The sequence below is a fragment of the Microbulbifer okhotskensis genome, from assembly GCF_023895975.1.
GTDB classification, from domain to species: Bacteria; Pseudomonadota; Gammaproteobacteria; order Pseudomonadales; family Cellvibrionaceae; genus Microbulbifer; species Microbulbifer okhotskensis.
This window is the reverse complement of record NZ_JALBWM010000169.1, coordinates 1-5,517: the sequence shown is the minus strand read 5'-3', so window position 1 is coordinate 5,517 and position 5,517 is coordinate 1. Positions and strand designations below refer to the sequence as shown.

Genomic DNA, 5,517 nt, shown 5'->3' with positions numbered 1-5,517 from the left:
ATTGTCTCATGAATATATTTTTTGGGAAACTTTGTATTTAGTGCTGAATAGTTACATTTTATTTTAATAAATCACTCTGGTAGTCTCGCTTTTTTTTAGTGACCGATGATATTCATATGCGTTCCTTTAAAGTGCTGTTATTTGTATTGCTTGGGTTTATATGTGGAAGAACCCTAGCGGCTGTTGATGTTCCATCGACTAGTAATTCAGGGAAGTACACAGTTTCCTATTCACATAGTTATGGTTCATCTAGAGACTACCACTTATCATCTCTAAAAATGGTCGAGCTTAAAAATGGTACGGTCAATCGTACTTTTAGCGGGCTTAGTGTTGATGATACAAGTGGAAGTATCTCTGTTACGGTGAGTACTTCAGCGCAATATACATATGAGCTTGTCGCAACTGTTTCCCGGTGTAATGTCATTCAAGACACTTTTCCTTTCTCTTGTGGAGGATGGAGTAATCCCTATGAGACTGACCATGGGGAGGATGTCATCAATGTGGCATTTAAACCTAACACCCCGGCAAGTATTGGATTCACATCTAGCACTATTGAAAGTGGCAGCACTGATACTAATGGGAAGTTCACTATAAATTGGGGCGCATCTAGTGAAGGGCCTTTGGTCTCTGGTTATCAATGGTGTCAAAAAACCAATGGGAGCTGGCAGTCAAGTAGTAGCTGTCCAGAAGTAGGAAAAAACACTCGTACGCGCTCACTGCCAACTACAACGGGCACTATGCCCAGTGGAGCTTATGCATACAGAGTGCGCGCCTATGTAAAGATCGGCAGCTACTATCAGTACAGTGGTTGGCGCACCTCATCTACACTTAATGTAAAGCATTATCCTGAGCAAGTTGGTGGCTGGCTTGAGCCTGGCGGTAGTACATTAACTGGGACAAGCTTCCAGTTAAAGTGGCAGTCTGTCAGTGATCCCGACCCTTCCGACCCAGTAGATAGTTATGATTTGGAGTGGAGTGTAGATGGCAGCGGTTACAGTAATGTTTTCGATAGTAATCTCGGTAAAACAACCACTGCAACTATTAACAAATCGACGACCGGTCAAGATATTGAAGCGGTTGTCTATAAATTCCGTGTACGCGCATGTAATCAATCCAACGATTGCGGCCCATGGTCAAGCACTAAGCAACTTAACCCTCCTACACCACCGGAACCTGAATTTAGTGATGACTTAAAAACACAGTTCTTTAAGCTTGATCAAGTTATTACATGGAAAGATGTTGGGGCCAGTAGCTACCAACTGGAACGCCTCCGTAAAGGTGATGGAAATAACTGGCAAACCAAGGTCGCAAGCACGACCGGTACTAGTTATTTTGATGGCGGCAGTGAGCCGGGCACTTATCAATATAGGCTAAATGCTTGTAATGACTTTGAATGTGCGTCAGTTCTAAGCCCCTGGATTAAAGTGCACAGCCTGGCCAATACTGATGAGGCCCCGGCAGTGAGCACTGAGGTCGCAGATTCCCCTGGAACCTTACCTTATAATGCCGATGTTAGTGCATCTGGGAATGCAATTATCAATGTACCCCTGCAGTCTGCTCCTGGGGTTAATGGATTGCAGCCTAATATTTCTTTGTATTACACCAGTGCCCGCTTCCAGAAGCGCATGAATGAATCGCTTCCTGAAGATATTTTGGGATATGGCTGGCGATTGAGTGGATTGAGCAGTATCCGACGCTGTGTGGTGAATCGCCCGAAAATTGACAGAGTTAAGCTCGATGAAAATGATTCACTTTGCCTGGATGGCGAACCGCTGGTACTTGTGTCTGGTACTCACTGGGAAGAAGGCGCACAGTATCGAACTCTCCGTGATAGCTTCCGGCTAATTGAATTACAGGAAGACAGTGACGGCAAGCCCTGGTTTAAAGTGAAGACTCCCAATGGCTCAGTGAATGAATACGGATCTACAGCAGATAGCCGTTTAAAAGCTGAGGAGTCCCCGCATTTCGCCTGGAGCCTGAATAAAGTCACCGATGCTTTTGGCAATACCATGGAGTACAAGTACCACCGGGATATTATTGAGGGGATCAATTACCCCCTAGAAATTACCTATGGTAATCAGGGGGATGCAAAAATTGAATTTCAGTACGGCACCCGTACAGATGCCCCACCAGTACCCTTAGAAGATATCCAGCAAGAGCAGCTGGTTCTGCTGCATCATATTCGTGTCAGTCTTGATGGTGCTTTGCATAGGGAATATAAGCTGATATCCGAAGAAGAGCCTGCTGATCCTAACCAAGATCACTATCGCCGCCTAAAACAGGTACAGATGTGTGGTTATGGAGAAAATGGTAGTGGGCGCCAATGCCTGCCTCCATTGGAGCTAAGTTGGAAATTCACCGACTCTGGTAATCCCGATGATTTTGAAACCGGGATCGAAACTATTACTAATGGTCTGGGAGCACAGACAAAATTTGTTCTGGAGCGAATCTCCGACAATTCTGGAGAAGAGGAGGTAGGTCGCTTTGAAGAGGGGGCTGCCCTGTTTGGCTCTGTTGGCTCGATTCCAGATGCCAGTCAAGAGCTGGCTGTCAATGGGGACTATCGAACTGTTGTTACCAAGTTACAGCGCTCCAATGGTTACACTCAAGGGTGGCATACTACCGAATATGCATATCAAGGCGTGGGACTGACTAGTGACAAACACTGGGGTTTCCTCGGCTATACCGCCCAGCGTATTTACGATACCGAAGCCAATATCGTCACCTACCGCCAGTTCCGCAAAGATTTTCCATACTTTGGAAAGGTAGCGCGGCAGATCCAGTACCACAATAACTATCAATTTGGTGAACTGCTGACTAATCAGCGATTCAGCTACGATACGCTTGAACTTGAAGCGGGAAGTAGCACCACTTATTTCCCCTATGTTGCCCAGAGCCTGGACGCGCTTCTGGAGGGGGGAGAAAACCTCGGATATGTCTTAAGTGATAGTTTTCCACAAACACTTCCTTTTGGAGATACTGGTGATTTGCTCAGCGGTACTTCCAATACCACCCGTATTGTCGGAAGTACTCAATTCAGTGATACCCAGAGTGTTTGGGGAGAGGTCCTACCAGCTACAAGTTACAGCGATATTCAGCGCAGTGTAGAGAGCACGACCCTGTTGGACAATCGTGCCAGCGGTCAATGGTTGATAGGCTTTCCTAGTGCCCAGGAGCAACGCTACTTTAGTGGTGATGTTGCTGGCACGCCGGACCAGGAAGCCAGTAGCACCATGGTTCCTTATTCCAACACAAACAGAGTACAGACACTAACTCAATACCCCGGCGATGCTCAGTACCAAATGGTGGTGACCTATGACTACGATGCGTACGGCAACATAAAAAGTGAAACCGCTACAGGTAAGATCGATGCCTCTATCAATGGTGCAGGCACTCAAACCCGCAGTACAACAGTAGGGGGCGCCTTTGCAGATCGGCGCTACCCCACCAGTCTAAGTAATAGCCTGAATCACTCAATGACTTTGGGCTATGACGCTCGCTTCGGCAGTGTTACCCAGATAACGGATGCAAACAGCCAATCCAGCAGCGTCCAATACGACCCCTTTGGTCGCGAAGTAGAGCGTACCAATGCCGACAACGTCGTGTTTACCAGCCAGTACAATTTCTGCCACGGTATCTGCCCCACAGTTGGTGGTATTGAGGTTCCTTTCTGGGTGCAGACCGACTCAGATATTACTCCCACCTCAGAGTACTATTACGATCAGCTGGGCCGTCTGGTGCAGCAGGATGTTCAAGCGTTCTCAGGTAGCAATGTATCCCGTCGTGAGTTTAAGTATGACCTGCAAGGCCGCCTTGCCCTGGAAACTGCACCTTTCTTTGCCCAGGGAGCAGTAGCGATAGACGGTTACAAACCTATCGCCAGTTATGATTACGATTTGCGTAACCGCCTCAATTTTATTGAAAAAGCAGATGGCAGCACGGTTGACATCGACTACGCAGTGAATCATGGAGGTAGCGGCAAACAGGTCAAGGTCAGTGTCACCGAGTCTGTTATGGGAGGCAGTGGAACCATATATCAAGTGAGGGAGAGTTACTATGACCCTACTGGCAACCTGGTCCACACGGTAGATGACGCTACTGGTGAAGCGGTATCCACTGATTACTCCTACTACGCCACAGGTCTGCCAAAAACCGTTAACGTTACCGGGAGCAGTCGCAATATTGAATCCAGTTTTGTGTTTGATTACGCCGGCTTCCGTACTAAGCTGATTGACCCCAATCTGGGTACAGTGGTCAGTAGTTACAACGCCTTTGGTGAATTAGATCGGCAGATTGATAATAAAAACCAAAATATTACTTACCTCTACGACCAATTAGGTCGATTGCTTGAACAGAGCGATGATGATGGCTTGGCAAAATGGGAATACGATGCCACCAATGCAAGAGGTAGTTTGGAAAGTTGTAGCTACACAGAAAGCGGCACAGAGGTATTCTCTGAAAAGTACGTTTACCTTTCCGATAGTAAGTTGGACGATATTACGACGTCTATAGTGATTGATGGAATGAGTTCCAGCTACCGCCATGGGTATGACTACGATAGTCACGGCCGTATGGATAAAGTAACTTATCCCAACGGTGTAGAAGCCCATTATTTATATAATGATCGGGGTTATCTCCGCAGCTTAAGCAGTGATGCTTCTGGTAGTAATCTCCTGCAAACGTTTAACAATATCAATGCCAGGGGCCAAGTAGAGCAGGAAATCTACGGCAATGGCCTGGTTACTGATCGCACTTATGATCCCAATACAGGCCGCTTGAAAACGATCGAGACCGATGGAGGGCAAATACAAAATAATGAATACCACTGGCGCTCCAACGGCACCTTGGAAAGTCGTCTTACCTACAGTGACTCCCAAGTGTTGCAGAAACAGGAAAATTTTAGTTATGACGGTCTCAATCGTCTAGAAGATGCCACGATGGTGGTTGGAGGTGACCGGATACTCAGCACCCAATACGATAAACTGGGTAATATCCTTTCGAAAACCTCCAGTGTGAGCGATGATACTCAAGTAACGGGTTACCAATATGGTGAGTTTGGTAATGCTGGCCCCAACGCAGTCAGCAATGTCACTATTGATGGCATCTCCCACAGTCTGTATTACGATGCAAATGGTGCGATCGAGTACTATGACGCAACCACGGGCGATGATAAATGGATCAGTTCGAATGCCCGGCAATTGCCCACAGAAATTGTCCTGGGTAGCAGTCAAAGCGATAGTACACCTACCGCGAAGGACCAGTTTAAATATGGGCCGGATGGCCAGCGCTACTATCGCGAAAGTAGTTGGATGGAGAATGGTCAGCTCAAAAGAGAAAAGACTTTTTTCGTAGGCAACTTTGAAGTGGTATGGCCTTTACATGATGCCACAATCACAGCAGTCAAGCGCATCAGCTTGAGTGGCTCAGTTCAACATGTGGCTATCACTGATACAGTAGGAACCACTGGGGAGTACCAATATGTCCATAGGGACCATCTAGGTTCAGTTGAAAAAATTA

At 46.8% G+C, this 5,517-nt stretch carries 1 protein-coding gene; it reads left to right on the top strand.

The window, feature by feature from the left end; translation table 11 throughout:
- Positions 1 to 116: 116 nt before the first annotated feature.
- A partial coding sequence (locus tag MO867_RS20205) for a SpvB/TcaC N-terminal domain-containing protein (protein WP_252472453.1) occupies positions 117 to 5,517 on the top strand: 5,401 nt, incomplete at its 3' end.